The sequence below is a fragment of the Streptomyces cyaneofuscatus genome (assembly GCF_033109485.1).
In the GTDB taxonomy this organism is placed as follows: Bacteria; Actinomycetota; Actinomycetes; order Streptomycetales; family Streptomycetaceae; genus Streptomyces; species Streptomyces cyaneofuscatus.
Map to the genome: position 1 here is coordinate 4,024,345 of NZ_CP137002.1, position 25,947 is coordinate 4,050,291.

The 25,947-nt window shown below is 69.1% G+C and carries 20 protein-coding genes; 11 read left to right on the top strand and 9 right to left on the bottom strand.

The annotated features are described in order from the left end of the window. Window positions 1-9: 9 nt before the first annotated feature. The gene (locus tag R2B67_RS17750) at window positions 10-588 is read right to left on the bottom strand and encodes a winged helix-turn-helix domain-containing protein (RefSeq protein ID WP_317824896.1); all 579 of its coding nucleotides are present in this window, start codon (window positions 586-588) and stop codon (window positions 10-12) included. Window positions 589-700: 112 nt separating this feature from the next. Between R2B67_RS17750 and def the strand changes: the two genes are divergently transcribed. Further along, window positions 701-1,363: a peptide deformylase gene (def, locus tag R2B67_RS17755; RefSeq protein ID WP_317819433.1), complete on the top strand. Its 663-nt coding sequence runs from the start codon at window positions 701-703 to the stop codon at window positions 1,361-1,363. A 58-nt stretch (window positions 1,364-1,421) separates the two neighbouring features. Here the strand turns inward: def and dnaB are convergent, their stop codons facing one another. Further along, window positions 1,422-2,900, bottom strand: coding sequence for a replicative DNA helicase (gene dnaB, locus R2B67_RS17760; RefSeq protein ID WP_026241797.1), 1,479 nt, complete (start codon window positions 2,898-2,900; stop codon window positions 1,422-1,424). A 459-nt stretch (window positions 2,901-3,359) separates the two neighbouring features. On the opposite strand from dnaB, the gene R2B67_RS17765 reads away from it, so the two are divergent. Further along, entirely contained in the window at window positions 3,360-4,697 is a 1,338-nt protein-coding gene (locus R2B67_RS17765; protein ID WP_317819434.1) for an MATE family efflux transporter, read from the top strand. Window positions 4,698-4,886: 189 nt separating this feature from the next. On the opposite strand, the gene rplI is transcribed toward R2B67_RS17765, so the two are convergent. The 4 genes from rplI to rpsF form a co-directional block, all read right to left on the bottom strand. After that, the gene (gene rplI / locus R2B67_RS17770) at window positions 4,887-5,333 is read right to left on the bottom strand and encodes a 50S ribosomal protein L9 (RefSeq protein ID WP_018513854.1); all 447 of its coding nucleotides are present in this window, start codon (window positions 5,331-5,333) and stop codon (window positions 4,887-4,889) included. 18 nt (window positions 5,334-5,351) lie between these two features. Beyond that, entirely contained in the window at window positions 5,352-5,588 is a 237-nt protein-coding gene (gene rpsR, locus R2B67_RS17775; protein WP_003967857.1) for a 30S ribosomal protein S18, read from the bottom strand. A 43-nt stretch (window positions 5,589-5,631) separates the two neighbouring features. Continuing rightward, the gene (locus tag R2B67_RS17780; protein ID WP_317819440.1) at window positions 5,632-6,237 is read right to left on the bottom strand and encodes a single-stranded DNA-binding protein; all 606 of its coding nucleotides are present in this window, start codon (window positions 6,235-6,237) and stop codon (window positions 5,632-5,634) included. Between the two features lie 74 nt (window positions 6,238-6,311). Beyond that, window positions 6,312-6,602: a 30S ribosomal protein S6 gene (gene rpsF / locus R2B67_RS17785; RefSeq protein WP_015609864.1), complete on the bottom strand. Its 291-nt coding sequence runs from the start codon at window positions 6,600-6,602 to the stop codon at window positions 6,312-6,314. A gap of 350 nt (window positions 6,603-6,952) precedes the next feature. On the opposite strand from rpsF, the gene R2B67_RS17790 reads away from it, so the two are divergent. From R2B67_RS17790 to R2B67_RS17800, 3 genes are all read left to right on the top strand, one after another. Further along, window positions 6,953-7,294 (top strand): hypothetical protein, encoded by a 342-nt coding sequence (locus R2B67_RS17790; RefSeq protein WP_317819443.1) that lies wholly within the window; start codon window positions 6,953-6,955, stop codon window positions 7,292-7,294. 162 nt (window positions 7,295-7,456) lie between these two features. Then, complete coding sequence (locus R2B67_RS17795) at window positions 7,457-8,575, top strand: lipid II:glycine glycyltransferase FemX (protein WP_018513857.1); 1,119 nt, start codon at window positions 7,457-7,459, stop codon at window positions 8,573-8,575. Between the two features lie 78 nt (window positions 8,576-8,653). Next, entirely contained in the window at window positions 8,654-9,685 is a 1,032-nt protein-coding gene (locus tag R2B67_RS17800; protein WP_018513858.1) for an alanine racemase, read from the top strand. A gap of 46 nt (window positions 9,686-9,731) precedes the next feature. Here the strand turns inward: R2B67_RS17800 and R2B67_RS17805 are convergent, their stop codons facing one another. Then, window positions 9,732-11,234, bottom strand: coding sequence for a glycosyltransferase family 87 protein (locus tag R2B67_RS17805; protein ID WP_317819447.1), 1,503 nt, complete (start codon window positions 11,232-11,234; stop codon window positions 9,732-9,734). Between the two features lie 171 nt (window positions 11,235-11,405). Further along, complete coding sequence (locus R2B67_RS17810; protein WP_317819449.1) at window positions 11,406-14,114, bottom strand: transglycosylase domain-containing protein; 2,709 nt, start codon at window positions 14,112-14,114, stop codon at window positions 11,406-11,408. Window positions 14,115-14,513: 399 nt separating this feature from the next. Between R2B67_RS17810 and R2B67_RS17815 the strand changes: the two genes are divergently transcribed. The 3 genes from R2B67_RS17815 to R2B67_RS17825 all read left to right on the top strand — a co-directional run bounded on the left by R2B67_RS17815 (window position 14,514) and on the right by R2B67_RS17825 (window position 17,733). Further along, window positions 14,514-15,197 carry a PadR family transcriptional regulator gene (locus R2B67_RS17815; protein ID WP_018513862.1) on the top strand — a complete coding sequence of 228 codons (684 nt, stop codon included), beginning with the start codon at window positions 14,514-14,516 and terminating at the stop codon, window positions 15,195-15,197. Between the two features lie 59 nt (window positions 15,198-15,256). Then, window positions 15,257-16,339: an inositol-3-phosphate synthase gene (locus R2B67_RS17820; protein WP_026241799.1), complete on the top strand. Its 1,083-nt coding sequence runs from the start codon at window positions 15,257-15,259 to the stop codon at window positions 16,337-16,339. 125 nt (window positions 16,340-16,464) lie between these two features. Further along, window positions 16,465-17,733 (top strand): MFS transporter, encoded by a 1,269-nt coding sequence (locus R2B67_RS17825; protein ID WP_317819450.1) that lies wholly within the window; start codon window positions 16,465-16,467, stop codon window positions 17,731-17,733. 101 nt (window positions 17,734-17,834) lie between these two features. On the opposite strand, the gene R2B67_RS17830 is transcribed toward R2B67_RS17825, so the two are convergent. Beyond that, window positions 17,835-19,277: a CCA tRNA nucleotidyltransferase gene (locus R2B67_RS17830; RefSeq protein WP_317819451.1), complete on the bottom strand. Its 1,443-nt coding sequence runs from the start codon at window positions 19,275-19,277 to the stop codon at window positions 17,835-17,837. Window positions 19,278-19,459: 182 nt separating this feature from the next. On the opposite strand from R2B67_RS17830, the gene R2B67_RS17835 reads away from it, so the two are divergent. From R2B67_RS17835 to R2B67_RS17845, 3 genes are all read left to right on the top strand, one after another. Beyond that, a complete protein-coding gene (locus R2B67_RS17835) occupies window positions 19,460-21,754 on the top strand; it encodes a DUF6049 family protein (protein WP_317819452.1) in 2,295 nt (764 codons plus the stop codon). Between the two features lie 50 nt (window positions 21,755-21,804). Beyond that, on the top strand, window positions 21,805-23,967 hold the full coding sequence (murJ, locus tag R2B67_RS17840; protein WP_317819453.1) for a murein biosynthesis integral membrane protein MurJ: 2,163 nt from the start codon (window positions 21,805-21,807) through the stop codon (window positions 23,965-23,967). Between the two features lie 129 nt (window positions 23,968-24,096). After that, window positions 24,097-25,839: a protein kinase family protein gene (locus R2B67_RS17845; protein ID WP_317819454.1), complete on the top strand. Its 1,743-nt coding sequence runs from the start codon at window positions 24,097-24,099 to the stop codon at window positions 25,837-25,839. Window positions 25,840-25,947 lie beyond the last annotated feature (108 nt).

A 25,947-nucleotide genomic window follows, 5' to 3' on the forward strand; every position in this document is an offset into this window, starting at 1 on the left:
AACGGCTTCTCAGCCCTGGTCAGCGCCGTCTGCTGAGTGAGGGAGAAGAGGGAAGAGCCGGCTGATGAGGGCCACCGGGCGGGCGCTTTCGGGCCGGGACAGGCGTCGTTGTTCGCGGCCTTGGTAGGGCGCGAGCGTCCGTCGGATCACATCCGCGACCCGGCGCATCTCTTCAGGTGTCAGGTAGGCGACGGTGCTGAAGGCTTCGTCGTGGCGCCATTCGGACGGCGCCTCATCTCGTTGGTTCTGCCATCGTTGCCAGCTCTCGTCCTCCAACCCCCTGGCCAGGTCACCGAACTGATCTTCCATAGCTCCGTCGGCAGCGGCGTTGTGCTGCCTCAGGCGCCAGGGCCGTGCGCGGCCCCCGCTGTGGGGCGCTTCTTCGATGTATCCGTGGCGTGCGAGCTGCCGCAGGTGAAAGGAGCAGAGACCCGAGCTGTAGCCCAGCCGGGAGGCGGCTTCGGTCGCCGTGAGGGCACCGACTTCGGCGAACAGGCCCAGCAGGGCTGTCCGGACCGCGTGCTCTCGTAGTTCTCTTCCGTTGCTGGCCGTCTGGCCGTCCGGGGGGTTGAGGTCATCTTCAGTCACTTTGCAAAGTCTGCTACTTTGCAAAGCTCCTGGCAAGCAGTAGTTCTTGCTGAAGGCATCGGCCGCGGTGACCTCCGCGGCATCTGCGGCGTGCGCAAAAGGGGAGACAGCCATGTCTGTTCGTCACGAGCAGTCCCGTCCCGTCGACCGGCGAGTTCGCGTGCAGGGCCGCCCCGTCGAGACCTATCCGGCTCTGCCGCCGGAGGTGGAACAGGGATCGGTTCGCAGGATCACGGTGGTGGGTGAAGAGATCCTGAGCCGTTCGTGCCAGGAGGTGACCGAGTTCGGCTCCCCTGAGTTGTCCAGCCTGATCAACGACATGTTCCTGACGATGCATGTCGCCGACGGTGCCGGCCTGGCGGCCAACCAGGTGGACGTCGACCTGCGGCTGTTCGTCTATGACTGCCCGGACGACTACGGAATCCGGCATGTCGGCCACATCATCAACCCGGTTCTGGACCTGCCCGATCCGGAAAGCCGCCGGCTCCTTGACGACTTCGAGGGCTGTCTGTCCGTGCCCGGTGCCGGAACGGCGGTTCCCCGCACCGATCGGGCTGTCGTCCGCGGGTTCGACAAGGACGGCAACCCCCTCGTCATCGAAGGAACGGGCTACTTCGCCCGGTGTCTGCAGCACGAGACCGACCACCTCTTCGGTCACACCTATCTCGACAGGCTCTCCAAGCGGGACCGTAAAGAGGCGCTGCAGCAGATGGCAGAGCACCGGGAGGACGTTCTCGCCCGACGCGCCAGGAAGGCAGCCGGTTTGACGCAGTGAGAGGGGGACGGTCCGTACGCCGGCCTACGCGCAGGACCGGGGACCCGCACGGTCACCCTCAGGTCTGCGCCATGTCCACGAAGCGCGAGTAGTGGCCCTGGAAGGCCACGGTGATGGTGGCCGTCGGGCCGTTACGGTGCTTGCCGACGATGATGTCGGCCTCGCCCGCGCGCGGTGACTCCTTCTCGTAGGCGTCCTCGCGGTGGAGCAGGATGACCATGTCCGCGTCCTGCTCGATGGAGCCGGACTCACGCAGGTCGGAGACCATCGGCTTCTTGTCCGTGCGCTGCTCGGGACCACGGTTCAGCTGCGAGAGCGCGATCACCGGGACCTCCAGCTCCTTGGCCAGCAGCTTGAGGTTTCGGGACATGTCCGAGACCTCCTGCTGACGGCTCTCGGACCGCTTCGACCCGCCGGCCTGCATCAGCTGGAGATAGTCGATGATCACGAGCTTGATGTCGTTGCGCTGCTTGAGCCGACGGCACTTCGCGCGGATCTCCATCATCGACAGGTTGGGGGAGTCGTCGATGTAGAGCGGGGCGGCCGAGACCTCCGGCATGCGGCGCGCGAGCCGCGTCCAGTCCTCGTCCGTCATCGTGCCGGACCGCATGTGGTGCAGGGCCACCCGCGCCTCGGCCGACAGCAGACGCATCGCGATCTCGTTGCGCCCCATTTCGAGGGAGAAGATGACGCTGGGCAGGTTGTTCTTGATCGACGCGGCGCGGGCGAAGTCCAGCGCCAGCGTGGACTTGCCCATGGCGGGGCGGGCCGCGATGACGATCATCTGGCCGGGGTGCATGCCGTTCGTCAGGGCGTCGAGGTCGGTGAAGCCCGTCGGGACGCCGGTCATCTCGCCGCTGCGCGACCCGATGGCCTCGATCTCGTCGAGTGCGCCCTCCATGATGTCGCCCAGGGGGAGGTAGTCCTCGCTGGTGCGCTGCTCGGTGACCGCGTAGATCTCGGCCTGTGCGGAGTTGACGATCTCGTCGACGTCCCCGTCGGCCGCGTATCCCATCTGCGTGATCTTCGTACCGGCCTCGACGAGCCGCCGCAGGACCGCGCGCTCGTGGACGATCTCCGCGTAGAAGGAGGCGTTGGCCGCGGTCGGGACGGACTGCACCAGGGTGTGCAGGTACGGCGCCCCGCCTACCTTGGTGATCTCCCCGCGCTTGACCAGCTCGGCGGCGACTGTGATCGGGTCGGCCGGCTCGCCCTTGGCGTAGAGGTCGAGGATCGCCGTGAAGACGGTCTCGTGCGCCGGGCGGTAGAAGTCGTGCCCCTTGATGACCTCGACGACCTCGGCGATGGCGTCCTTGGACAGCAGCATGCCGCCGAGCACCGACTGCTCCGCGTCCAGGTCCTGGGGAGGTACCCGTTCGAACGCGGGGGAGCCACCGCCCCAGCCCTCGTCGGAGCCCCGGTCGTGCCGGTCCTCGCGGCCCCCCTTGCGCTCCCCTCGGCGCTGGCGGGAGGCGGGCAGACGGTCGCCGGGACCAGCCTCGGTCCAGGGGTCGTCCAAAGGCTCGGGGATGCTCACCCGGCCCACCTCCTCCCGTCCGCTTCGCGGACCTAGCCGTGCCACTCTTTCTTACGGCACGGCGCTGACAAACAAGTCGCCCGACTCCGCTTCCGGCGCGTCTGGTTCTGCTGATTCCGGTGCCGGAACGGAGTGCGGGCGCCGGACCACGGTAGGCCTGTCCGCACCGTCAGCCAATCTGGTTATCCACAGGGCATGTGGATGACGGACCAGATGCTGTGGAGAAGTCCGCAGAACCTGTGCACGGAACGGGGGACAGCACTGTGGACAAACTCATAGCAGGACCAGCATCACCCACTTGACCTGCATGTTCTCCATCCACTGACTGTGGGGGAGAAAAACTTTCGCCCCGATTTCAAGATCACGGCAAACCGCTCCCGGATGAACGCGCCAGCGGCGCCCGGGTAAGGGACACTTGACCGTTGCATCTCTTACCTGTGGAAGATTAGATTGGCCCTCATGACTCCGGCCCCCACCACTCCCCGAACAGGCCGTCGACGGCACGACCGCGAGATCATCGCCCTCGCCGTACCGGCGTTCGGCGCGCTGGTCGCCGAGCCCCTGTTCGTGATGGTCGACAGCGCCGTCGTCGGCCACCTCGGCACCCCGCAACTGGCCGGTCTCGGAATCGCGGCGGCCCTGCTGATGACCGCCGTGAGCATCTTCGTCTTCCTCGCCTACGCCACCACGGCCGCCGTCGCCCGCCGTGTCGGGGCGGGCGATCTGCCCGCCGCAATCCGCCAGGGCATGGACGGCATCTGGCTCGCCCTGCTACTCGGTGCCGTCGTCGTGGCGCTCGCCATCCCCTCGGCCCCCTGGCTCGTCGACGTCTTCGGCGCCTCCGACACCGCCGCCCCGTACGCCATCACGTATCTGCGGATCTCCAGCCTCGGCATCCCGGCGATGCTCGTCGTCCTCGCCGCCACCGGCGTGCTGCGCGGACTCCAGGACACCCGCACCCCGCTGTACGTCGCCATCGGCGGTTTCACGGCGAACGGCATCCTCAACGTGACCCTCGTCTACGGGGCCGGGCTCGGCATCGCCGGATCCGCCTGGGGCACGGTGATCGCCCAGGTGGGCATGGCGGTCGCCTACCTCATCGTGGTCGTACGCGGAGCCCGTAGGCACGGCGCCTCCCTCCGCCCCGACGCCGCCGGCATCCGGGCCAGCGCCCGCGCGGGAGTGCCCCTGCTGGTCCGGACCCTGTCGCTCCGGGCCGTCCTCATGATCGCCACCGCCGTGGCCGCCCGGCTCGGCGACACCGACATCGCCGCGCACCAGATCATCCTCTCCCTCTGGAGCCTGACCGCGTTCGCCCTCGACGCCATCGCCATCGCCGGGCAGGCCATCATCGGCCGGTACCTGGGGGCGAACGACGAGAAGGGCGCCCGCGAGGCCTGCCGTCGCATGGTCGAGTGGGGCATCGGCTGCGGCATCGCACTCGGGGTGCTGATCGTGCTCGCCCGGCCTCTCTTCATCCCGCTCTTCACCAGCGATCCCGCGGTGAAGGACACCCTGCTCCCCGCCCTCCTGGTCGTGGCGGTCTCGCAGCCGATCGCCGGAGTGGTCTTCGTCCTGGACGGGGTCCTGATGGGAGCGGGAGACGGACGCTACCTCGCGTGGGCCATGCTGGTGACGCTGGCCGTCTTCGCCCCCGTCGCGCTTCTGGTGCCTGCCCTCGGCGGCGGCCTCACCGCCCTCTGGTGGGCGATGACGCTGATGATGGCCGTCCGGCTGATCACCCTCTGGGTGCGTACCCGCTCCGGCCGCTGGATCGTCACCGGAGCGACCCGCTGATACGCGGGCTCCACGGACCGTTTCACGTGAAACGGAAGCGGAGGCGGAGACGGAAATGGTCCGCGCCTGTTTCACGTGAAACGGTCTGTGGGCCTGTTTCACGTGAAACAGGCCCACAGACCCACACACAGCAAAGGGCCGCACCCCCAACGGGGTGCGGCCCTTCACCTGCTCTGCTGAGCTCTGCCCTTAGGCAGCAACGACCTCGACGGCCAGCTTCGCAGCGACCTCGGGGTGCAGACGGACGGACACCTGGTGCCCGCCCAGCGTCTTGATCGGCGAACCGAGCTCGACGCGACGCTTGTCGACGTCCGGACCACCGGCGGCCTTGATCGCCGAAGCGACGTCAGCCGGGGTGACCGAGCCGAAGAGACGGCCGGCGTCGCCGGAGCGAACAGCCAGACGGACCTTCACGCCCTCGAGCTTGGCCTTGATCTCGTTGGCCTGCTCGATCGTCGCGATCTCGTGGATCTTGCGGGCGCGGCGGATCTGCGCCACGTCCTTCTCGCCGCCCTTGGTCCAGCGAATGGCGAAGCCACGCGGGACCAGGTAGTTGCGGGCGTACCCGTCCTTGACGTCGACGACGTCGCCGGCGGTGCCGAGGCCGGAGACCTCGTGGGTGAGGATGATCTTCATGCTGTTGTCACCCTTCCCTTATCGCGCGGTGGACGTGTAGGGCAGCAGCGCCATCTCACGGCTGTTCTTGACAGCCGTGGCGACGTCACGCTGGTGCTGCGTGCAGTTGCCGGTGACGCGGCGGGCACGGATCTTGCCGCGGTCGGAAATGAACTTCCGCAGCATGTTCGTGTCCTTGTAGTCCACGTACTGGGTCTTGTCCTTGCAGAACGCGCAGACCTTCTTCTTAGGCTTGCGCACAGGCGGCTTCGCCATGGTGTTTCTCCTGTGTGATCAAGAAGTGGGGGTACGAGCCGCCCTAGAAGGGGGGCTCGTCCGAGTAGCCGCCGCCGGAGCCACCGGAGCCACCGGAGCTTCCGCCCCAGCCGCCCCCGCCGCCCTGCTGGCCGCCTGCCGGCGCGCCGGTCGCCCACGGGTCGTCGGCGGGTGCACCGCCGCCGCCCTGCTGGCCACCGCCACCGGAGCCGCCGCCCCAGTTGCCGCCACCCTGCTGGCCGCCACCGCCGCCGTATCCGCCCTGGCCGCCCTGACCGCCGCGACCGGTGGTCTTGGTGACCTTGGCCGTGGCGTTCTTGAGGCTGGGGCCGACTTCCTCGACGTCCAGCTCGTAGACCGTGCGCTTGACGCCCTCACGGTCCTCGTAGGACCGCTGCTTCAGCCGGCCCTGCACGACAACGCGCATGCCTCGCTGGAGCGACTCCGCGACGTTCTCCGCCGCCTGACGCCAGACCGAGCAGGTGAGGAACAGGCCTTCGCCGTCCTTCCACTCATTGGTCTGCCGGTCGAAGATGCGGGGAGTGGACGCGACACGGAACTTCGCGACCGCCGCACCGGACGGGGTGAAGCGCAGCTCGGGGTCGTCGACGAGATTGCCGACGACCGTGATGACGGTCTCGCCTGCCATGGGTGAACCTCTCGGCGGGGATTGCTTCTGGCTGCTTGCTGCTACTCGGACCCGAAAACCGCTGAGCTAGATGCTCAGTGGATCTCGGGACGGAGGACCTTGGTCCGGAGGACCGACTCGTTCAGGTTCATCTGGCGGTCGAGCTCCTTGACGACCGCAGGCTCGGCCTGCAGGTCGATGACCGAGTAGATGCCCTCGGGCTTCTTCTTGATCTCGTAAGCGAGCCGACGACGGCCCCAGGTGTCGACCTTCTCCACCTTTCCGTTGCCCTCACGGACGACGGAGAGGAAGTTCTCGATCAGCGGGGAGACTGCTCGCTCCTCGAGATCGGGGTCGAGGATGACCATCACCTCGTAGTGACGCATGTGGAACCCACCTCCTTTGGACTCAGCGGCCACGGTCGTTCCGTGGCAGGAGGGTCGTGATGCGTAGCGCAACGGCGTCTGTCGAAAGAACACCCGGCACTGACGATCCGCTCCCGGGAAGATTCCTGGGGGAGGGGCTCGCCGCGCTGGCCTGGGCAGACACCGGTGCAGACCGTACAGACTACCTGTAGACCGGCTTCCGGTTGAAATCCGGAGGTCAGCGGGCACATCCGGTCCGGATCCGCCCTCCGGATCCCGGAGGGCGGATCCGGAGCCTCAGGGGCACAATCGAGACAGATGCGGTGTGAGAGGCGCTACATTCCACCGCCCGTCCGGCCAGGAGGTCATCCATGGCACAGACCATTCGTCCCGTCGGCTCCCGGTCCACGACCGGCCGCCCCGCCACCGGCTCGCTCTTCGCGACGGACGGCAGGCCGCACCCCGTCCAGGACGTCCTGATGGTGGTGACCGGGGTGCTCGGCGTCCTCGCCTTCGTGACGGCGATGTTCCACCACCTGCACCTGATCAGCTCTTGGGCGGGGCTGGTCGGCATTCTCACCGGCCTCTACGGCCAGTACATCTCGAAGACCACCTGGGAGAGGTTCGGCCTGATCATGGGGATCGGCGCCTCCGCGGTCGGTTTCTACCTCGGCATGGCGCACGGCGGCCTCTTCGGCGGCGTCATCACCTGACCGGCGCAGGACCCGGTGCGGCCGTCCAGGCGGCCGCGCCGGTCCACCGCGGGCGTTCCGGCCCTACGCGGCCAGGCCGGGTGCCCCTCGGTCGCAGTAGGCTTCGGCGCGAGAGCCGGAGCCCCTGACCGATGGGGACACACCTGCCGAGGAGCGCCCCGCATGAGCCTGACCCTGAGGACCATCAGCCGAGAGCAGCATCTGGCGTACATCCAGAGCCTGCCCTCGGCCAGTCACTGCCAGGTCCCGGCGTGGGCTGATGTGAAGACCGAGTGGCGCTCGGAGAGCCTGGGCTGGTTCGACAAGAACGGCGAGATCGTCGGCGCCGGGCTCGTCCTGTACCGCCAGCTGCCGAAGATCAAGCGCTACCTGGCGTACCTGCCCGAGGGCCCGGTCATCAACTGGTACGCGCCCAACCTGAGCGACTGGCTCCAGCCGATGCTCGCCCACCTCAAGCAGCAGGGCGCGTTCTCCGTGAAGATGGGCCCGCCGGTGGTCATCCGGCGCTGGGACTCCGCGGCCATCAAGTCCGGCATTCAGGACCCGGACGTGAAGCGCCTGCGCGACGTCGAGGCCACCCACATCGAGCCGCGCGCCTTCGAGGTCGCGGACCGGCTGCGGAAGATGGGCTGGCAGCAGGGCGAGGACGGCGGCGCCGGATTCGGTGACGTACAGCCTCGTTACGTCTTCCAGGTGCCGCTGGCCAACCGCTCCCTGGAAGATGTCCTCAAGGGCTTCAACCAGCTGTGGCGCCGCAACATCAAGAAGGCCGACAAGGCCGGTGTCGAGGTCGTCCAGGGCGGCTACGAAGACCTGGCCGAGTGGCAGCGGCTCTACGAGATCACGGCCGTGCGCGACCACTTCCGCCCGCGCCCCCTCTCGTACTTCCAGCGCATGTGGACGGTCCTCAACTCCGAGGACCCCAACCGGATGCGGCTCTACTTCGCCCGCCACAACGGCGTGAACCTCTCAGCCGCCACGATGCTCGTCGTCGGCGGGCACGTCTGGTACTCCTACGGCGCCTCCGACAACATCGGGCGCGAGGTCCGGCCGTCGAACGCCATGCAGTGGCGGATGCTCCGCGACAGCTACGCGATGGGCGCCACCGTCTACGACCTGCGCGGCATCAGCGACTCGCTGGACGAGAACGACCACCTCTTCGGCCTGATCCAGTTCAAGGTCGGCACCGGCGGCGAGGCCGTGGAGTACGTCGGCGAGTGGGACTTCCCGCTGAACAAGGTGCTCCACAAGGCGCTCGACATCTACATGTCGCGCCGCTGACGCGCTTCAATACCCCCCTCGGCACACCCCGTTCGCTCCCTGATTCACCGCAGCCACCAGAAAGGTTCCGGGCCGGCCATGGCGCTCTCCCTCTACGTCGACACCGCGCGCTGGCGGGCGCACCAGAAGTCCGTGATCGACCAGTTCCCCGGCCTCGTACCGGTCTGCAAGGGCAACGGGTACGGCTTCGGCCACGAGCGGCTCGCCGACGAGACGATCCGCTTCGGCTCCGACACCCTCGCCGTCGGCACGACGTACGAGGCCGCCACGATCAAGGACTGGTTCAGCGGCGACCTGCTCGTCCTGACCCCGTTCCGGCGCGGTGAGGAGCCCGTACCGCTGCCGGACCGCGTCATCCGGTCCGTCTCCTCCGTCGACGGGGTGCACGCCCTGGTGGGCGCCCGGGTCGTCATCGAGTGCATGAGCTCGATGAAGCGCCACGGGGTCAAGGAGGAGGAGCTCGGGCTGCTGCACGCGGCGATCGAGGACGTACGCCTCGAAGGCTTCGCACTGCACCTGCCGCTGGACCGCACCGACGGCTCGGACGCCGTCGAGGAGGTCATAGGGTGGATGGACCGCCTGCGCGCCGCCCGGCTGCCGCTGCACACCATGTTCGTCAGCCATCTGCGCGCCGAGGAACTGGCCCGGCTCCAGCAGCAGTTCCCGCAGACCCGCTTCCGCGCCCGCATCGGCACCCGGCTCTGGCTGGGCGACCACGAGGCTACGGAGTACCGGGGGGCCGTCCTGGACGTCACGCCCGTCACCAAGGGCGACCGGTTCGGCTACCGCCAGCAGAAGGCCGCTTCCGACGGCTGGCTGGTCGTCGTCGCGGGCGGTACGTCGCACGGGGTCGGCCTGGAGGCGCCCAAGGCGCTGCACGGGGTGATGCCGCGGGCCAAGGGGGTCGCGCGCGCCGGTCTGGCCACGGTCAACCGGAACCTGTCGCCGTTCGTCTGGGCGGGCAAGCAGCGGTGGTTCGCCGAGCCGCCGCACATGCAGGTGTCGATCCTGTTCGTGCCGTCGGACGCGCAGGAGCCCCGGGTCGGTGACGAGCTGGTCGCCCATCTGCGCCACACGACCACGCAGCCCGACCGGCTCGTCGACCGCTGAGCAGGCCGCCCCGGGGCCGTACGGACCGCTGAGCGAGCGGCCCCGGTCAGTGCTCCCGGGCCGCGCCCCACTCCACCTGGGGCCCGGTGACCGTCGGGGCCGTGTGCCCGGACGTCCGGGCGTCGGGTGCCAGCACGAACGCGTCCGGCGCCCCGTCGAGCACGCCGCCCGACGGGTCGTCCGACCCGTCCCGGCGCACCGGGTCCTTCTCCGGCAGCAGGATGTCCCGGACGACCAGGGCGCACAGGTAGAGCGTGCCCAGCAGGTGCAGGGCGATCGCGAGCTGGTACCCCTCCTGCGGCAAGCCCTGGTGCTTGTCGCCGCCGCTCGTGTACGCGAGGTAGAACCAGATCCCCAGGAAGTACATGACCTCGCAGGCCTGCCAGATGAGGAAGTCGCGCCAGCGCGGCCGGGCCAGGACCGCGAGCGGGATCAGCCAGAGCACGTACTGCGGTGAGTAGACCTTGTTCGTCAGGATGAACGCGGCCACCACCAGGAACGCCAGCTGGGCGAAGCGCGGCCGGCGGGCGGCGGTGAGTGCCAGGCCGGCGATGCCCGCGCAGAACACGACCATCAGGACCACGGAGGCGGTGTTGACCGTCTCCACGTCGATGGGCTTGCCGGTGCGCTGGGTGATGATCAGCCAGAACGAGCCGAAGTCGATGGGCCGCTCCTGGCTGAAGGTGTAGAACTTCCGCCACCCCTCGGGGGCGTAGAGCATCACCGGCAGGTTCACCGCCAGCCAGGCCGCCCCCGCGCCGAGCAGGGCGGTGCCGTACTCCCGCCACCGGCCGGCCCGCCAGCAGAGCACCAGGAGCGGGCCCAGCAGCAGGACGGGGTAGAGCTTGGCGGCCGTCGCGAGGCCGATGAGGATGCCGAACGCGAGCACCCGGCCCCGCGACCACATGAGCATCGCGGCGGCCGTCAGGGCGACGGCCAGCAGGTCCCAGTTGATCGTGGCGGTGAGGGCGAACGCGGGGGCCAGCGCGACCAGCAGGCCGTCCCAGGGGCGCCGCCGGTGGGTGCGTACGGTGCACACGGCGATGACGACCGCGCAGATCATCAGCATGCCCGCGTTGACCATCCAGTACATCTGCTCGCGCTGCTGGATGGGGTCGCTGTCCGGCGTGAGGGTCAGCCAGGAGGCGATCTGCATGAACACCCCGGTCAGTACGGGGTACTCCAGGTACTGCATGTCGCCGCTCAGCCGGTCGAAGTACGGGATCAGACCGTCGGCGAAGCCGCGTCCCAGGAAGAGGTGCGGGATGTCGGAGTAGCAGGCGTGCGTGTACTGGGAGGTGGCTCCGCGGAACCAGGCCCACTCGTAGCAGGGGATCTTCTGGACCATGCCGAGCGCGAACATCCCGATCATGGTCAGGGCGACGACCCGGACGGGCGTCAGCGGACCGTCGCCGAGCCGTGCCCAGCGCCCCACCCGCCCGCCGAACAGCTCACTGCCGGCCGCCGCGACCTCGTCCTGATCGGTGGGCCGCACGACGGGCCGCTCCTGCTGCTGCACGCTCGTGTCCTCTGCACTGGGGCTTGGCATGCCGCACATCCTGCCGTACGGGGCTGTGGCCGGGGCATGGACCGGCCCAGGACACGGGCAGGGGCCCCTGGTGGCCCGGAACGCGACGAGGGCCGCCGCACCGTCTCTCCGGTGCGGCGGCCCTCGTCCTACGGGCGTCCAGGGCCGTTCACGGGCCCTGCTGCGGTGCGGCTATCCGCCGTTGGCACCGCTCCATAGGCCGCCGTTGGCCCCGGCGTTCCCGCCGTTGGCACCTTCGGTGGTGCCGGTGTTGGCGCCGCCGTCCGCTCCCGCGTTGGCACCGCCGTCAGCTCCGGCGTTGGCACCACCTTCGGTGGTGCCGGTGTTGGCCCCGCCGTCCGCTCCCGCGTTCGCGCCCCCGTCGGCTCCTTCGTTCGCTCCACCGCTGCTGGGGTTCTGGCACTCCCGGTCCCAGAAATCGCAGGTCTTGCTCGGCGTGGGTGACGGGGTGGTGGGCGTCGGGGACGGCGACGGCGGCTCCGGCTCCTCGGTGGAGGGCGTCGGCGAGGGCGTCGGGCTCGGCGTCGGGGACGGGGTCGGGCTCGGGCTGGCCGCGCCACCGCCCCAGACCTCCTCGCCGATGGGCTGCGGCTTCGGGAAGGAGAGGACCTTCTTGTTCTTCATCGCCGCAGTCATGTAGTCGTGCCAGATGGACGCCGGGAACGAGTTTCCGTGGATCTTCTTCTCGCCGCCGGTGCCGAACATCTCCTCGAACTTGCGCTTGGTGTTGGTCTCGTCGTCGTCCAGGCGGAACATGCTGATCGCCGTCGAGAGCTGCGGGGTGTAACCGACGAACCAGGCGGACTTGTTGCCGTCCGTCGTGCCCGTCTTCCCCGCCGCCTCACGTCCTTCGAGGCGCGCGGGCTGGCCGGTGCCGTTCTCCACCACGTTCTTCAGCACGTCCGTGATGTTGTCAGCGATGAGCGTGGAGAAGGCGCGCTTGGGCTGCTTCTTGTGCTGGAAGACGGGCTTGCCGTTCTGCTTCACCTCGGTGACCGAGTACGTCGGGTTCTGCTGGCCGCTCGTGGCGAAGGTGGCGTAGGCGCCCGCCATCCGGATGGCGCTGGGCGAGGACGTACCGATGGAGAACGACGGAACGGTGGAGTCCGCCATCATGCCGTCGTCCTTCAGTCCGGCGGCGACGGCGGCTTCCTTGACCTTGTCCGTCCCGACGTCCATACCGAGCTGCACGAAAGGGGAGTTGGCCGACTGCTCCATGGCGTGCCGCAGGTCGACCTCGCCGTGGTCGTAGTCACCGTCGTTGGTCTGGAGCCACTCGTTGTCGTCCTTGTCCTTCCAGACCTCGCCGTTGTACTCCTTGATCTGGAGCTTGTTGTCGCCGTTGTAGATGCTCTCCGGCGAGACGATGGTGCGCTGGGACTCGTCCTGGTCGGGCCCGAGCTTCGGGTCGCGTACGCCGTACTGCATCGCCGCGGCCAGGACGAAGGGCTTCCACGTCGAGCCGACCTGGGCGCCGGTGGCGTCGGCGTTGTTGGTGAAGTGCTTGGTGGCGTCCTGCCCGCCGTACGTGGCGAGGATGGCGCCCGTCTTGGTGTCCACCGAGGCTCCGCCGAACTCCACGTGGGTGTCCGTCTTCGGACGCTCCTCGGGGCGGATCTTGGCCTTGTAGACCTTGTCCACCGCCTTGGCGAGCTGGTCCACCTTCGTCTTGTCGAAGGTGGTGTGGATCTCGAAGCCGCCGAGCTCCATGTCCTTGGCCGTGATGTTCTCGGTGTTGTTGGCGAGGAAGTACTTACGCGCCAGCTCCACCAGGTAGCCGGTCTGACCGCCCAGCTTGGCGTTCTTCTTCGGCGCCACGGGCTCGGGGAACTCCTTGTACTTCGCCCGCTCCTCCTGCGACATCTTGCCGTCCTTGACCTGCTCGTCAAGGATCCACTTCCAGCGCTCCTCGGCGCGTTCGCGGTTCTTCTCCGGGGTCGCGCCCTTGGGGTCGATGTCGACAGCCCCGGCCGGGTCGTAGTAGCTCGCGCCCTTGAGCAGCGTCGCCAGGAAGGCGCACTCGCTCGGGTTCAGGTCCGTGGCGTCCTTGTCGTAGTACGTACGGGCCGCGGCCTGCAGACCGGAGGCGCCACGTCCGTAGTAGGAGACGTTGAGGTAGCCGGCCATGACCGTCTCCTTCTTCTCCTCCCCGGCGACCTTGAGGGTGATGAAGAGCTCTTTGAACTTCCGCGAGAGCGTCTGGTCCTGGTTGAGCCGCGAGTTCTTCACGTACTGCTGGGTGATGGTCGAACCACCCTGGGTCTGACCGCCCGTGGCCATGTTGAACACCGCGCGGCCGATGCCCTTGGGGTCGATGCCCTGGTCCGTCCAGAAGCTCTTGTTCTCGGCCGCGACCACGGCGTTGCGCATCGCCACGGGGATCTGCTCGTAGCTGATCTCCTGACGGTTGGCCACACCGCCGGTCGCCACCATCTGGTCGCCGTTGGCCCAGTAGTAGACGTTGTTCTGAGCCTTGGCGGCATCCTGGATGTTCGGCTTGTCGACCAGGGCGTACGAGACGCCTGCCACGCCCATCAGCATGCCGAGAAAGCCCACGCAGAGGCCCGAGACGAGCTTCCACGAGGGCAGCCAGCGACGGAATCCGTACCGGCCGTGCCGCGGGTAGTCGATCAGGCGCTTCTTGCCGGGAGGCCCGGCGTCACCGCCACCCCGTCGGCGGCCCCCGCCTCGCTGAGCCGCTCGGCGGGCCTCGGCACGGCTGCCGTACTGGCGCTCCTCGCCCTGCGGCTCGGCATGTGACACGGATGTAGCTCTGCGTGACGGCGCTGCTCGGCGTCCTGTTGACTGCTGGGCGGCTCGTCTGGCCGCGGCCCGCCCGCCACCTTGCGGCTGAGACGATTTGCGACGGTGCTCGCTCATGGAACGACTACTCCTCGGGCAGGCGAGAGCGCCTGGAAGCGGCAGTTGAGATCCGGTCCCCCCGAATTACGGACCAGCCCTGCGGAAGGCTCATCCGCAGTACATCCGGCAGTCCGCGATAACTGACGCACAACGGCGCCTCACGGTTCCCGGTGGTCTGCATGCCGCACAGACTACGCACGGTCAAAACCCTCCTAGGGCCGAACTTCACCCCAAACAACGCAAGTCGCTCCCTACGAATTGGCGATGTGACGCCGCTCACGAAGGTCACCCTTGTCGAACCCGTCGGACCGATCTATCGTGCTGATGTATCGAGTCGATACATCAGCACGGCATAAGTACGTCAGTGGATCCGGCAGACGGTTCCCGCGGAACCAGCGGCAGAAGGAGGAGACGCACGTGAGCCGACGCTCCGGCATCCTCGAGTTCGCCGTCCTGGGGCTGCTCCGCGAGTCTCCGATGCACGGCTACGAGCTGCGCAAACGCCTCAACACCTCGCTCGGCATCTTCCGTGCGTTCAGCTACGGGACTCTCTACCCGTGCCTCAAGACGCTGGTGGCCAGCGGGTGGTTGATCGAGGAGCCCTCCGGCGACGAGGCCGACGCCACGCCCGCCTCATCCCTCACCGGGCGCCGGGCGAAGATCGTCTACCGGCTGACGGCGGAAGGTAAGGAGCACTTCGAGGAGCTGCTCTCGCACACCGGTCCGGACGCCTGGGAGGACGAGCACTTCGCCGCACGCTTCGCCTTCTTCGGCCAGACCGAACGCGACGTGCGGATGCGGGTCCTCGAAGGCAGGCGCAGCAGGCTGGAGGAGCGTCTGGAGAAGATGCGCGCCTCCCTCGCCCGCACCCGTGAACGACTCGACGACTACACACTTGAGCTGCAGCGACACGGCATGGAGTCCGTGGAGCGCGAAGTGCGCTGGCTGAACGAGCTCATCGAGAGCGAGCGGTCGGGACGGGATCAGAGACGATCCTCGCCCGAGGGCTCTGCTCAGCAGGACACATCAGGAGAGACGGGCGGCCTGCCCCGGCACCGGGGTGACACCCCGCCGGATCCGTCCGACGACACCGCCAAGTGAAGTCACCGCATTCCGCGGGGACTTCATCGGAAACACCGATTACACAGGGAGCAACCGGAATGGGTTCGGTTCGCGTAGCCATCGTAGGCGTGGGCAACTGCGCCGCCTCGCTGGTGCAGGGCGTCGAGTACTACAAGGACGCAGATCCGGCCGGCAAGGTGCCCGGCCTGATGCACGTCCAGTTCGGCGATTACCACGTCAGCGACGTCGAGTTCGTCGCCGCCTTCGACGTCGACGCGAAGAAGGTCGGCCTCGACCTCGCGGACGCCATCGGCGCCAGCGAGAACAACACCATCAAGATCGCGGATGTGCCGAACACGGGCGTCACCGTCCAGCGCGGCCACACCCACGACGGTCTGGGCAAGTACTACCGCGAGACGATCGAGGAGTCCGCGGACGCCCCGGTCGACGTCGTCCAGGTCCTCAAGGACAAGCAGGTCGACGTCCTCGTCTGCTACCTCCCCGTCGGTTCCGAGGTCGCCGCGAAGTTCTACGCGCAGTGCGCCATCGACGCCAAGGTCGCGTTCGTCAACGCTCTCCCGGTCTTCATCGCCGGCACCAAAGAGTGGGCGGACAAGTTCACCGAGGCCGGTGTCCCGATCGTCGGCGACGACATCAAGTCCCAGGTGGGCGCCACCATCACGCACCGCGTGATGGCGAAGCTCTTCGAGGACCGGGGTGTCATCCTGGACCGCACGATGCAGCTGAACGTCGGCGGCAACATGGACTTCAAGAACATGCTCGAGCGTGAGCGCCTGGAGTCCAAGAAGATCTCGAAGACGCAGGCCGTCACCTCGCAGATCCGTGACCGCGAGCTCGGCGAGGACAACGTCCACATCGGCCCCTCCGACTACGTGGCCTGGCTGGACGACCGCAAGTGGGCGTACGTGCGCCTCGAGGGCCGTGCCTTCGGTGACGTTCCGCTGAACCTGGAGTACAAGCTCGAGGTGTGGGACTCCCCGAACTCGGCCGGTGTCATCATCGACGCCGTCCGTGCGGCGAAGATCGCCAAGGACCGCGGCATCGGTGGCCCGATCCTCTCGGCTTCGAGCTACTTCATGAAGTCCCCGCCGGTGCAGTACTTCGACGACGAGGCTCGCGAGAACGTCGAGAAGTTCATCAAGGGCGAGACCGAGCGCTGAACCGGCTCTCACGCCTGACCGCATCACCGGAGCACTGAGCGGCGACGCTCACCTCCTCCTGCCGCACGTCGGGGGTCCCCGGGCAATCCGCCCGCGGACCCCCGACGTGTGTGACGCTTGCTCCCATGTCTGTCGCGCGTGATCTGCGCACTCTGCTGCGCCTGCGGAACTTCCGCCGCCTGCTCACCGTGCGGCTCCTGTCCCAGTCCGCCGACGGCGTCTACCAGGTCGCCCTCGCCGCGTACGTCGTCTTCTCGCCGGAGAAGCAGACCTCGGCGGCCGCCATCGCCTCGGCCATGGCCGTACTCCTCCTCCCGTACTCGCTGATCGGCCCCTTCGCGGGCGTCCTGCTGGACCGCTGGCCCCGCCGCCAGGTCTTCCTGTACGGGAACCTCCTGCGGGCCGCCCTGGCCTCCTGCACGGCCCTGCTGATCCTCGCCTCGGTACCGGACTGGCTCTTCTACGCCTCGGCCCTCTGCGTCACCGCCGTCAACCGCTTCGTGCTGGCGGGGCTCTCCGCCGCGCTGCCGCGGGTGGTCGACGACGAGCGGCTGGTCGTCGCCAACTCGCTCTCCCCTACGGCCGGTACCCTCGCCGCCACCGCGGGCGGTGGCCTCGCCTTCGTCGTACGGCTGGTGGCCGACGAGTCGGACGCGGCGGTCGTCCTGCTGGGGGCCATGCTCTATCTGCTCTCCGCGCTGGCGTCGCTGAGCCTGCCGCGCACGCTGCTGGGGCCCGATCCCGACGGAACGCCCCTCCGGCTGCGGGCCGCACTGACCGTCACGGCCCACGGGCTCGTCGCCGGACTCCGCCACCTGGCAGAGCGCACGCACGCGGCCCGGGCGCTGGCCGCGATGACCGTGCTCCGCTTCTGCTACGGCGCGCTCACCGTGATGGTGCTCATGCTCTGCCGCTACGCCTGGTCGGACGGCGACTCCGACGGTCTGGCCCTGCTCGGCCTGGCGGTCGGGGCCTCCGGTGCGGGATTCTTCGTCGCCGCCGTGGTGACCCCCTGGGCCGTGGGGCGGCTCGGACGGTACGGATGGATCACGGCCTGCGCCGGATCCGCGGCCGTCCTGGTGCCCGCCCTGGGGCTCTCCTTCACCCCCTTGCCGATGCTGATCGCCGCCTTCGTGCTCGGCGTCGTGACCCAGGGATCGAAGATCGCGACGGACACGGTCGTCCAGACGTCTGTGGACGACTCCTTCCGCGGCCGGGTCTTCTCGCTCTACGACGTGCTCTTCAACGTCGCGTTCGTGGGCGCTGCCGGGGTCGCGGCGCTACTGCTCCCGCCGGACGGCAGATCCGTCGCCGTGGTGGCCGGAGTAGCCGTCCTGTACGCGGCCGTCGCGGTGGCCATGTTCCGTCGGCGCTGGACGAGCAGCGGCGGATAGCCGGTCCCGGATGTGCTGAGGGGCGTTGTTTCACGTGAAACAACGCCCCTCAGCACATCCGGTGTGGGTGATGTTTCACGTGAAACATCACCCACACCGGCTCAGCTCTGCTCCGCCCACCACTCCTTGAGCGCCGCCACCGCCGCGTCACGCTCCATCGGGCCGTGCTCCAGCCGCAGCTCCAGCAGGAACGCGTACGCCTTGCCAATCACCGGCCCGGGGCCCACCCCCAGCGTCCGCATGATCTCGTTGCCGTCCAGATCCGGGCGGATGGAGTCGAGCTCCTCCTGCTCCTGGAGCAGGGCGATCCGCTCCTCCAGCCCGTCGTAGGTCCGGGAGAGGGCGTTCGCCTTGCGCTTGTTCCGGGTCGTGCAGTCCGACCGAGTCAGCTTGTGGAGGCGTTCCAGGAGTGGTCCGGCGTCGCGCACGTACCGGCGGACGGCGGAGTCTGTCCACTCCCCGTCGCCGTACCCGTGGAAGCGCAGGTGGAGCTCGACCAGCTTCGACACGTCCTTCACGAGGTCGTTGGAGTACTTCAGCTCGGTCATGCGCTTCTTGGTCATCTTGGCGCCGACCACCTCGTGGTGGTGGAACGAGACCCGGCCGTCCTTCTCGAACCGCCGCGTCCTCGGCTTGCCGATGTCGTGGAGCAGGGCCGCCAGCCGCAGAACGAGGTCGGGGCCGTCCTCCTCCAGGTCGATGGCCTGTTCCAGGACGGTCAGCGAGTGCTCGTAGACGTCCTTGTGACGGTGATGCTCGTCACTCTCCAGCCGCAGCGCGGGGAGCTCGGGCAGCACATGGCCGGCCAGCCCGGTGTCGACGAGGAGGCCCAGGCCCTTGCGGGGGTGGGCGGAGAGAAGGAGCTTGTTGAGCTCCTCGCGGACCCGCTCGGCGGAGACGATCTCGATCCGGCCGGCCATCTCCGTCATCGCGATGACGACCTCGGGGGCGACCTCGAAGTCCAGCTGCGCGGCGAACCGGGCGGCACGCAGCATGCGCAGCGGGTCGTCCGAGAAGGACGCCTCAGGCGTCCCCGGGGTGCGCAGCACGCGCTCGGCCAGGTCCTTCAGGCCGCCGTGCGGGTCGACGAACTCCTTCTCCGGCAGCGCGACAGCCATCGCGTTGACCGTGAAGTCCCGGCGCACGAGGTCGTCCTCGATGGAGTCGCCGTAGGAGACCTCCGGCTTGCGCGAGGTCCTGTCGTACGCCTCCGACCGGTAGGTCGTGACCTCGATCTGGTAGCCGTCCTTCTGGGCGCCGACGGTGCCGAAGGCGATCCCGACCTCCCACACCGCGTCGGCCCAGGGACGGACGATGGCCAGCACGTCCTCGGGGCGGGCGTCGGTGGTGAAGTCCAGGTCGTTCCCGAGCCTGCCGAGCAGCGCGTCGCGGACCGAGCCGCCGACCAGCGCGAGGCCGAATCCGGCCCCCTGGAAGCGGCGGGCGAGGTCGTCGGCGACCGGGGACACTCGCAGCAGCTCACTCACCGCGCGATGCTGCACCTGGTTCAGTGCACTGGCGTTCTCTTCGTTGGCGTTCGGCACAACAGAAAAGGGTACGTGCACCGACCGGTCGCGGCGTCATCGTTTATCCGGGCCCTGCGGGCCTCCCGCGATCATGTGAGCCGGACCCCAGCACTTCGGCCCTCCGCACCTCGTTACCATGCGGGGACGCAGGACCGACAACGATCGACAGACTCCGATGACGACGAGGGACGGGTAAGCGCGTGGCCCAGGCGGCAGACATCCAGGGGATGCGTCCCTCTCCTGCCCGCCGATGGCTGCGGCGCACGGTCTCCGTGGTCCTCGGGGCACCTCTGCTGGCCGGACTGCTGGCCGTCCCGGCGACCGGGAGCGCGGGGGCCGCCGAACCGGCGAAGGCCCCCACGGGATCCCGCACCGTCGATGTGTCCCTGGACACGCTCTCCCCCGCCGCCCCCGTCGAGGGGGACACCCTCACCGTCTCCGGGACGCTCACCAACAAGGGCAAGGAGACGATCGACGACGCAGAGGTCGACCTGCGGGTGGGCCCCCGGCTCTCCGGCCGGGGAGAGGTCGACGACGCCGCCAAGCGCAAGGGCTACACCCCGGGCGCCGACCCGGCCCCGATCGACGACAAGTACACGGTGAAGATCCCCAAGCTCGCCAAGGGGATCAGCCAGAACTTCACGCTCACCGTTCCCGTCGACAAGCTGGACCTCGACGCCTCGGGCGTCTACCAGCTGGGGGTCTCGGTCTCCGGCCGCACCGCGGCCACCCCCTACGAGCAGGTGCTGGGCATCGAGCGCTCGTACCTCCCCTGGCAGCCCGAGAAGAGCGACAAGAGGACGAAGCTCACCTTCCTCTGGCCGCTGATCGCCTCTCCGCACGTCACCGCCGAGACGCGCTCCGACGAACAGCAGACGCCGGTGTTCGCCGACGACAAGCTGGCCGAGGAGCTGGCGCCGGGCGGACGTCTGCAGCAGATGGTCGCCCTCGGCAGCCGGCTCCCCGTCACCTGGGTCGTCGACCCGGACCTGCTGGCGAGCGTCGCCGCGATGGCCGGGGGGTACGAGGTCAAGTCCGGTGACACGACCGTGCCGGGCAAGAACCGGGCCGTAGCAGGACAGTGGATCACCGCCCTGCAGAAGGTCGTCGAGGACGGCAAGGTGATCGCCCTGCCGTTCGCCGACCCGGATCTGGCCTCCATCGCGCACCGGGGCAAGAAGGTCTCCGGCACGCTGAGCCATCTGCAGAACGCCTCCACGGTGGGCGCCACCACGGTGGAGACCATCCTCCACGCGAAGCCGTCCACCGACTTCGCCTGGCCCGTGAACGGCGCGGTCGACCCGGGCATCGTGGATGTGGCGACCTCCGCGGGCGCCCATCACGTGATCGCCCGCAGCGACAGCTTCCCGGAGACCGGCGGCCTGCCGTACACCCCGACGGCGGCACGGCCGATCGGCGGGGGCACCACCGCCGTCGTCGCCGACTCCCGGCTCTCGGCCGTCTTCGACCGCAGCATGCTCCGGGCGGGCGCCTCGACCCTCGCGGTCCAGAACTTCCTCGCGCAGACCCTCGCGCTGAACGAGCAGGCGCCGGACAAGGAACGCAGCATCGTCGTGGCACCCCAGCGGATGCCCACGGCCGCCCAGGCGCAGTCGATGGCACGCGCCCTGGAGGCCCTCTCGGGCGACCGCTGGACGCAGCCGCAGGACCTGGTCGCCGCCGCCGAGGCGAAGCCGGATCCGCTGGCGACCACGAAGGTGCCGCGGGCCTCCGCGTACCCGAAGAAGCTCCGCAGCCAGGAGCTGCCCACCCAGGCGTTCCAGGACATCCGGACCACCCAGGGCTCCATCGACAGCTTCGAGACCATCCTCACGCTCCCCGAGCGTGTGGTGACCCCCTTCGGCAACGCGGTGAACCGCTCGATGTCGACGTCCTGGCGGAGCCGCTCCCAGGAGGCGCAGACCTACCGGGACGACGTGCTCAAGCACCTCAAGGACCTCACCGGAGAGGTCCAGCTGATCGCCAAGTCGGACGTTACCCTCTCCGGCCGCAGCGCGACGATCCCGGTGACCGTGCAGAACAAGCTGGTGCAGGGCGTCGACCGGCTCGTCCTGAGGCTGAAGTCGGACAACATCCGGCTGAAGTTCAACGACGGCGGGACGATGGCCGAACTGCCGGTCCGGATCGGGGGCGGGCACAGCCAGTCGGTGAAGTTCGACACGGCGACCAGCGCCAACGGACGCGCCCAGGTGACCGCCCGGCTCTTCACCGAGGACGGCACGCCGTACGGCGAGGAGATGACCTTCACCGTGAAGGTCTCCGAGGTCACCCCCACCGTGCTGCTCGTCATCGCCGGCGGACTGCTCCTCCTGGTGCTGGCCGGGGTCAGGATGTACAGCCACCGCAAGCGCGCCGTGGCAAGCGACACGGCGAACGGCGACGGCGGCGAACCCGAGCAGCCGAGTGACCCGACCCCGGACACCGGACCGGAAAGCGGGGCCCCGTCGGGAACGGGTGAGAAAGTGGACCGTTGAGCGATGTCCGTCATGGCCGGCCGGCCGGGGACGATGAGGTAGGGGTTTCGATGAACGCGCCGTACGACGGTGACCGCGGCCAGGGCGCCGGCGGAGCAGGGTCTCCGTCCGGCCCCCCGGTTCCTCCTGGCCCGGGCCAGGACGGCCAGGTGCCGCCCGACCCGTACCTCCAGCACGCCTACGAGGACGACCCCTACCGGGCGCAGGACCTCGCGGCCCAGGACCCGGTGGGCGAGGCGCTCTACGACCGGGCGTCCCACCCGCCGCCGCCCCCGGGCACCTACCAGGAGCCGCAGGCGCTGTACCAGCAGCCGCCCGCGGCCCCGCACGCCCCTGACCCGCGCATCTGGGCCCAGACACCGCCTCCCGAGCCCTCGGGGCCCTCACGCCACCTCCCGTACGGCGACCGTCCGGCGACCACACAGTTCGTCGGCGTCGACGACCTGGTCACGCAGGCGTCGGACGACCGGCGGGAGCCGGACGCCTTCGCCCACCTCTTCCGGGACCAGGAGGGGACGGGGAAGGTCCCCGGCCCGCCCGAGCCGGAACCCGCCCCCGCTCCCGTCCCGCCGAAGTCCGGCGGCGGCAAGTTCTCCGGGGTGCTGAAGTCCAGCGCGCTGATGGCCGCCGGCACCCTCGTCTCCCGGCTCACCGGCTTCATCCGGTCCCTGGTGATCACCGCGGCTCTCGGCGCCGCGCTGCTCGGTGACAGCTTCACCATCGCGTACACGCTGCCGACCATGATCTACATCCTCACCGTCGGCGGCGGTCTCAACTCGGTCTTCGTCCCGCAGCTCGTCCGCGCCATGAAGGACGACGAGGACGGCGGCGAGGCCTTCGCCAACCGGCTGCTGACCCTGGTGATGGTCGCGCTCGGCCTGATCGTGGGCATCGCGGTCCTCGTCGCGCCGGTGCTGATCCAGCTGATGTCGAACACCATCGCCGACGATGTCGCCGCCAACAGCGTCGCCGTCACCTTCGCCCGGTACTGCCTGCCCACCATCTTCTTCATGGGCGTGCACGTGGTGATGGGTCAGATCCTCAACGCCCGGGGCCGGTTCGGCGCGATGATGTGGACCCCGGTCCTCAACAACATCGTCATGATCATCACGTTCGGCCTCTTCATCTGGGTCTACGGCACCTCCGCCGAGTCCAGGATGGGCGTGGACACCATCCCGCCGGAGGGCATCCGGCTGCTGGGGATCGGCACCCTTCTCGGGCTGGTCGTCCAGGCGCTGGCGATGATCCCGTACCTGCGCGAGGCGGGCTTCCGCTTCCGCCCCCGCTTCGACTGGAAGGGCCACGGGCTCGGCAAGACGGTCAAGCTGGCCAAGTGGACCGTGCTGTTCGTCCTGGCCAACCAGGCCGGCGTCCTGGTCGTCACCCAGCTCGCCACCGCCGCGGGCAAGCTGTCCGGCAAGGACGGCACCGGCTTCCTCGCCTACTCCAACGCCCAGCTGATCTGGGGCATGCCGCAGGCCATCATCACCGTCTCCGTCATGGCCGCGCTGCTGCCCCGCATCTCCCGCGCCGCCCACGACAACGACCCCGGCGCGGTCCGCGACGACATCTCGCAGGGGCTGCGCAACTCCGCCGTCGCCATCGTCCCGGTCGCCTTCACCTTCCTCGCGCTCGGCCTGCCGATGTGCACCCTGCTGTACGCCTCCAGCGGCGCCGAGGCAGCCCGCTCCATGGGCTTCATCCTGATGGCGTTCGCCCTCGGCCTGATCCCGTACTCCGTGCAGTACGTCGTGCTCCGCGGCTTCTACGCGTACGAGGACACCCGCACCCCCTTCTACAACACGGTCATCGTGGCGGCCGTCAACGCCGCCGCCTCCGCCCTCTGCTACCTCGTCCTGCCCGCCCGCTGGGCCGTCGTCGGCATGGCCTTCTCCTACGGCCTGGCCTACGCGGTCGGCGTCGGTGTCGCCTGGCGCCGACTGCGCACCCGGCTCGGCGGCGACCTGGACGGTGCGCATATCGTGCGGACCTACGCCCGGCTCTGCATGGCGGCGGTACCCGCGGCCGTCATCGGCGGCGGCATCGGCTTCGCGATCCTCGAACTTCTCGGCACGGGCGCTCTCGGATCGCTGGCCGCGCTGATCTGTGGCGGCACCCTCCTCATGGGCGTCTTCTTCGTCGCGGCGAAGAAGATGCGCATCGAAGAGGTCAACGGCCTGGTCGGCATGGTCCGTGGGCGGCTCGGACGCTGAATGAGCGCACGGCCGCACAACCATCGCCGGACTCCGCGTGTCGTGGATAGCGCCGGAGTGTGGGCACAATTGGCGTGACTGTGGCGAGCTGGCCGGCTTCGCGCAACGGATGGGGAGGCAGGAACGACGGTGGCGGAACGTAGCACGGCTGCCGTCGACGTGGCCGACAACGGCGGCGACGAGCCGCTGGCCGCCAAGGCGGACAAGGCCACGAACGACGGAACGGCGCAGGCCGAGGAGACCGAGGGCGCGAGCCCCGAGACGCCCGAGAACCCCAAGGGTCACGACGGCGGGCGGGCACGTTCCGAGGCCGTTCCGGCGACCCCCGATGTACACAGCGGCCACAAACTGGCCGAGCGCTACCGGCTGGAGGAGTGCGTCACCCGTCTGGACGGCTTCAGCAGCTGGCGGGCGGTCGACGAGAAGCTGCGCCGCGCGGTCGGCGTCCACCTGCTGCCCGCGAACCATCCCCGGGCCCGCTCCGTGCTGGCCGCGGCCCGGTCGTCCGCCCTGCTCGGCGATCCCCGCTTCGTCCAGGTCCTCGACGCCGTCGAGGAGGACGATCTCGTCTACGTCGTCCACGAATGGCTCCCGGACGCCACCGAGCTCACCGCTCTGCTGGCCGCCGGACCGATGGACGCCCATGACGCCTACCAACTCGTCAGCCAGCTCTCCCACGCGATGGCGGCCGCCCACCGTGAGGGCCTGACGCACCTTCGGCTCACCCCCGGCGCCGTCCTGCGCAGCTCCACCGGCCAGTACCGGATCCGCGGCCTCGCCGTGAACGCCGCCCTGCGCGGCATCACCTCCGAACGCCCCCTGCGTCAGGACACCGAGGCGATCGGCGCTCTCCTGTACGCGGCGCTGACCAAGCGCTGGCCGTACGAGAGCGACGCGTACGGTCTCTCCGGGCTGCCCAAGGGCATGGGGCTCATCGCTCCGGACCAGGTCCGCGCCGGCGTCCACCGCGGCCTCTCCGAGCTCGCCATGCGCGCCCTCGCCAACGACGGGGCCACCGCCTCCCGGCAGGAACCCCCCTGCACGACCCCGGACGAACTGGCCAAGGCCGTCGCGGCCATGCCCCGCGTCCTGCCGCCGGAGCCCACGTTCGCCGCCCAGCCCGTCTACCAGCAGCCGGTCTACCAGCGGACGACATATCAGCAGGGCACCTACGGAAGGCCGTCCACCCATCCGTCGTCGGTGCCCCAGCCGGTGCTGGCGGCCCCTCCGGCGCCCCTCCAGAGCCGTACCGGACGGGTACTCAAGTGGAGCGTCTCGGCCCTCCTCATCGCCGCTCTCGGCCTCGGCAGCTGGCAGCTCGCGGAGATCCTGCTCGACCAGCGCAAGGGCTCCGACGACACCGGCGTCACCCAGCCGACCGACGACGAGAAGCCGGCGCCCGCCCCGCCCAAGCCGCTGACCATCGCGGACGCCACCGAGTTCATGCCCGACGGTTCGGGGATCCAGCCGGGGGACGTACCGAACACCATCGACGACGATTCCTCCACGGCGTGGGTCACCCCTCGCTACCGGGGCTTCGCCCACTTCGGCAACCTCCCGCAGCGCCGGCAGGGCAGCGGGATCATCGTCGACCTGGGCAAGGTCCAGGACGTCCGTTCCGTCGAGGTGGACATGTACCGCAGCGGTCAGACGACGGCGGTGTTCGCCGCGGACCCGGACGCCTCCTCACCCTCCTCGCCGGCGGACTTCCCCCAGCAGATCGTCAAGAAGACGGTCGCGGAGAAGACGCTCAAGGAGGAGCTGGAGAAGCCCGTCCGGACGCGCTACGTCCTGATCCACATCACGGAACTGCCCGCGGACGGCACCGGCGGCTACCGCGGCGGGATCAACGGCATCTCCGTCCTCGGCTGATCGGGAGGCTGATCAGGAGCTGGTGTGGAGACTCCGCACCGGCCCTGATCACCTGGCGCGCGGACCGTTAATGTGGCACACGACATCGGATCCGGCTCGGAGGGGGGC

Bases quoted from the DNA above. Each gene is read 5' to 3' on its own strand.
- R2B67_RS17820 (WP_026241799.1), top strand. From the start codon at position 15,257: ATGGGTTCGGTTCGCGTAGCCATCGTAGGCGTGGGCAACTGCGCCGCC.
- R2B67_RS17765 (WP_317819434.1), top strand. From the start codon at position 3,360: ATGACTCCGGCCCCCACCACTCCCCGAACAGGCCGTCGACGGCACGAC.
- rpsF (WP_015609864.1), bottom strand. From the start codon at position 6,602: ATGCGTCACTACGAGGTGATGGTCATCCTCGACCCCGATCTCGAGGAG.
- R2B67_RS17790 (WP_317819443.1), top strand. From the start codon at position 6,953: ATGGCACAGACCATTCGTCCCGTCGGCTCCCGGTCCACGACCGGCCGC.
- murJ (WP_317819453.1), top strand. From the start codon at position 21,805: ATGAACGCGCCGTACGACGGTGACCGCGGCCAGGGCGCCGGCGGAGCA.
- R2B67_RS17800 (WP_018513858.1), top strand. From the start codon at position 8,654: ATGGCGCTCTCCCTCTACGTCGACACCGCGCGCTGGCGGGCGCACCAG.
- def (WP_317819433.1), top strand. From the start codon at position 701: ATGTCTGTTCGTCACGAGCAGTCCCGTCCCGTCGACCGGCGAGTTCGC.
- rplI (WP_018513854.1), bottom strand. From the start codon at position 5,333: ATGAAGATCATCCTCACCCACGAGGTCTCCGGCCTCGGCACCGCCGGC.
- R2B67_RS17780 (WP_317819440.1), bottom strand. From the start codon at position 6,237: ATGGCAGGCGAGACCGTCATCACGGTCGTCGGCAATCTCGTCGACGAC.
- rpsR (WP_003967857.1), bottom strand. From the start codon at position 5,588: ATGGCGAAGCCGCCTGTGCGCAAGCCTAAGAAGAAGGTCTGCGCGTTC.
- R2B67_RS17825 (WP_317819450.1), top strand. From the start codon at position 16,465: ATGTCTGTCGCGCGTGATCTGCGCACTCTGCTGCGCCTGCGGAACTTC.
- R2B67_RS17795 (WP_018513857.1), top strand. From the start codon at position 7,457: ATGAGCCTGACCCTGAGGACCATCAGCCGAGAGCAGCATCTGGCGTAC.
- R2B67_RS17805 (WP_317819447.1), bottom strand. From the start codon at position 11,234: ATGCCAAGCCCCAGTGCAGAGGACACGAGCGTGCAGCAGCAGGAGCGG.
- R2B67_RS17810 (WP_317819449.1), bottom strand. From the start codon at position 14,114: ATGAGCGAGCACCGTCGCAAATCGTCTCAGCCGCAAGGTGGCGGGCGG.